Consider the following 3,754-nt stretch of genomic DNA (forward strand, 5'->3'; position numbering starts at 1 on the left):
CGGACACTGCGGCGGAGCAAGCGAACGCGGCCCCGATCCGGATCGCGGCTGTCCGTGCGGCGTTCCGGCGCAATGCCACATGGTTCGAGGCCTTCCGTGCGGATTGGTTCCCGCCATCCTTGATGTCCCGGTGGTTCCAGCTCCTATCGACCCCCTTCCGTTGGCTGGGTGGCATTTCCGCCGCCGTAGCTCGCCGTGCGGCAGGATCCTGGCAAAGACTGTTCAGTTCCATCCGCTGGCCGCGCTGACCCAACTCACTAGCAGTTGTTGTCGTTATGGGCGCCTAAAACGACAGTGAGGGGCCACGCCGCCAGGGTTCCCTGGCCGAGCTTGCGAGGCGAGGGTGGCGGTGGGGATCAGTTGGGATGGAACGGCAAAGGCAGGGCACCGGAACCCAAAGGTTCAGTGCCCTGCCTTTCACTCAACGGCAGTTCCCCGTTGCGAGAGGTCCGCCGAAGTCCTACTAGTCGGCGTAGGGATCCGCGATGCCGACGTACTGCGTGGTGAGGTATTCCTCGATGCCTTCGAAACCGCCTTCACGGCCCAGGCCTGACTGCTTCACGCCACCGAACGGTGCCGCGGCGTTGGAGATGACGCCTGCGTTGAGGCCGAGCATGCCGGTCTCGATCTTTTCGCTGACGCGCAGTCCACGGTTCAGGTCCCTGGTGTAGACGTAGGCCACCAGGCCGTATTCGGTGTTGTTGGCCAGTTTGATGGCCTCATCCTCGCTCTTGAAGGTGATGATCGGCGCAACGGGCCCGAAGATTTCTTCCTTCAGGATGCGCGCGTCCGCGGACACGTTCTTGAGCACGGTGGGCTGGTAGAAGTAGCCCGGGCCGTCCACCGGGGCACCGCCGGTGACGGCGACCGCTCCGTTGGCAACGGCGTCGGACACGAGTGCATGCACCCCGTTGCGGGCCTTGCCGTCGATCAACGGGCCGACCGTGGAGTCCGGTTCGGTACCGCGCGCGGTGTTCAGTGCCGAGATCTTGGCAGCGAACTTGTCGGCGAAGGCGTCAGCGATGGAGTCATGCACAATGAAGCGGTTGGCTGCAGTGCAAGCCTCGCCCATGTTGCGCATCTTGGCCGCGACGGCGCCTTCGACAGCCCTGTCCAGGTCGGCGTCCTCGAAGACCACGAACGGGGCGTTGCCGCCGAGTTCCATGGAGCTGCGCAGGACCTTGTCCGCGGCCTCGCGCATGAGGGCCTGTCCGACGGCGGTGGAACCCGTGAAGGAGATCTTGCGCAGGCGGTCGTCCTTGATCAGGGGCCCGGTGACGGCGCCGGCCGTGGAGGTCTGGATGACGTTGAGCACGCCTGCGGGGAGGCCGGCTTCCTGCATGACCTGTGCGAAGAGCAGGCTGGTCAGCGGGGTCAGGTTGGCGGGCTTGAGGACCATGGTGCAGCCGGCGGCCACCGCGGGGGCAATCTTGCGGGTGGCCATGGCCAGCGGGAAGTTCCACGGGGTAATCAGGAGACACGGACCAACCGGCTTCTTCTGGACGAGGATGCGGTTCTTGCCGTCCGGAGCTGCGGAGTAGCGGCCGCTGACGCGGACGGCTTCCTCGGAGAACCAGCGCAGGAACTCGGCTCCATAGGCTACTTCACCGCGGGCTTCGGCCAAGGGTTTTCCCATTTCCAAGGTCATGAGCAGTGCGAAGTCTTCGGCACGTGCCGTGACCAGCTCGAATGCCCGGCGCAGGATTTCGCCACGCTCGCGCGGAGCGGTACGGGCCCAGGAGGCCTGGGCGGCTGCGGCAGCGTCCATCGCCGCGGCGCCGTCTTCCACTCCGGCGTCGGAGATGCTCACGAGCACCTTGCCCGTGGAGGGATCCTCGACGTCGAACGTCTTGCCGGACGCGGCAGGCAGCCACTGGCCGTTGATGAGCAGCCCCGTGGGAACGGAGGCGAGAAGTTCGCTTTCGCGATCGGCGGTAACAGTCACAGTGACTCCTTCGTCAGTCAGCGCACATTGTAGGGATGCACCAACACTTGATTTTTGTGGAATTACTGTCACGGTACTGCCCGCCGCGAAGCAGTGTCTACGCCTTCGCGCACTGCCGCGGGCGCAAGAGTTTGTGCAGTTGCACAGCCCCGGAGTGGGGTCTGAAGCAACCGCGCCGCAAGCACGGACCTAACGCGCCGCGAGCACGGCAGAGTACAGCTCGCGCTTGCTGATGCGGGCGTCCTCGGCCACTGCGGCCACCGCCTCCTTGAGCCTGATTCCCTGGGCGATGAGTTCATTGACGGCGGCAACATGGTCCTCAGGCTTGCCTGGCGCCTGTTCGGGGGCGCCGGCGACGACGACGGCGATCTCGCCGCGGACCTCGTTGTTTTCGGCCCACTCGAGCAATTCCCGGATGGTTCCCCGAATGACTTCCTCGTAGGTCTTCGTCAATTCGCGGCAGACCGCGATGCGACGGTCCGAGCCGAAACGCTCGTGCAAGGCACGGAGCATTGGCTCAAGCCTGTGCGGGGCCTCGAAGAACACCATCGTCCGGCCTTCGTTGGCGAGGTCCGCAAGCCGGGAGCTGCGTTCTCCGGCTTTGCGGGGCAGGAATCCTTCAAAGCAGAACCGGTCGGTGGGCAGCCCCGATAGCGCCAAGGCCGTCAACACGGCGGACGGGCCGGGGAAGGCGGTGACGAAAAGCCCGGCGGCCACGGCTCCCTCCACGAGGCGGAAGCCGGGGTCGGACACTGCGGGCATTCCGGCATCGCTCACCATGATGATGGTCTTGCCGGCCCGGACGTGGTCCAGCAGTTCCTCGGTCTTGGCGGCCTCGTTGTGCTCGTGGTAGCTGATGACCCGGCCGGACACGGTGATGCCGAGCGCCTGGACGAGCCGATGCAGGCGCCGGGTGTCCTCCGCTGCGACGATGTCGGCCGTCTGCAGCAACTCGATGAGCCGGCTGGAGGCATCGCCAACGTTGCCGATGGGAGTGGCAGCCAGCACTATCCGGCCTACGCCGTCGGGCAGGTCAGGAAGCGCGTGCGCCTCAAGGGACTCCGCCGAATCGGGAACGGTGGTTTCATCCGGGGAGCTCAGCTGTTCAGTCACCCAACAAGCCTAATGCCCTGGCTCCGCCTCCGGCCTTCAGGGAGCTACCGGAGGCAAAAGGTAGCATGGGCTGAGTGACCGATACCTCCGTGCGCCCCGCCCCGCAAACCTGGTTGATACGGCCCCGGGAGGCTTTCACGGCCGAGGCCCTGCGGACGCGGCTCATTGGAACCATCCAGAGCTGGCGGGATTATCCGCCGTCGTTGAGGCTGTGGTTCTGGCTGATCCCCGCCATCACGGCCGTGATCGGCGGGATTCTGCGTTTTGTCCGCCTCGGTGACCCGCATAGCCTCGTCTTCGACGAGACCTACTACGTCAAGGATGCCTACTCGTTCCTGGTCAGCGGTTACGAGCGGAGCTGGCCGGACAAGGCCAACGATGCCTTCAATGCGGGCAACCCCAACGTCCTGCTCAACTCCCCCGAGTACGTGGTGCATCCCCCGGTAGGGAAATGGATGATCGCCTTCGGGATGTGGCTCTTTGGTTCGGACAATTCCTTCGGCTGGAGGTTTTCCGCGGCTCTGACCGGCACGCTCTCCATCTTCCTGGTCGCCTTGATCGCGCTGAAGCTGTTCCGTTCCCACATCCTGGGCGCGGTGGCGGGACTGTTGCTCGCCGTGGACGGCCACCATCTGGTCATGTCGCGGACCTCGCTCCTGGACATCTTCCTGATGTTTTGGCTGCTCGCCGCCTTTG

General features: G+C 65.1%; 4 protein-coding genes. 2 read left to right on the forward strand and 2 right to left on the reverse strand.

The window, feature by feature from the left end; translation table 11 throughout:
* The coding region (locus tag AHiyo1_RS25420) for a hypothetical protein (protein ID WP_216363140.1) at positions 1-248 on the forward strand (248 nt) is incomplete at its 5' end.
* Positions 249-463: 215 nt separating this feature from the next.
* Here the strand turns inward: AHiyo1_RS25420 and AHiyo1_RS06095 are convergent.
* The gene (locus AHiyo1_RS06095) at positions 464-1,945 is read right to left on the reverse strand and encodes an NAD-dependent succinate-semialdehyde dehydrogenase (RefSeq protein ID WP_059387943.1); all 1,482 of its coding nucleotides are present in this window, start codon (positions 1,943-1,945) and stop codon (positions 464-466) included.
* 189 nt (positions 1,946-2,134) lie between these two features.
* Entirely contained in the window at positions 2,135-2,977 is an 843-nt protein-coding gene (rsmI, locus tag AHiyo1_RS06100; RefSeq protein WP_059387944.1) for a 16S rRNA (cytidine(1402)-2'-O)-methyltransferase, read from the reverse strand.
* A gap of 155 nt (positions 2,978-3,132) precedes the next feature.
* On the opposite strand from rsmI, the gene AHiyo1_RS06105 reads away from it, so the two are divergent.
* Positions 3,133-3,754: phospholipid carrier-dependent glycosyltransferase (locus tag AHiyo1_RS06105; RefSeq protein WP_113990578.1), on the forward strand; the 622-nt coding region annotated here is incomplete at its 3' end.

This window comes from Arthrobacter sp. Hiyo1, assembly GCF_001263615.2.
Lineage (GTDB): Bacteria > Actinomycetota > Actinomycetes > Actinomycetales > Micrococcaceae > Arthrobacter.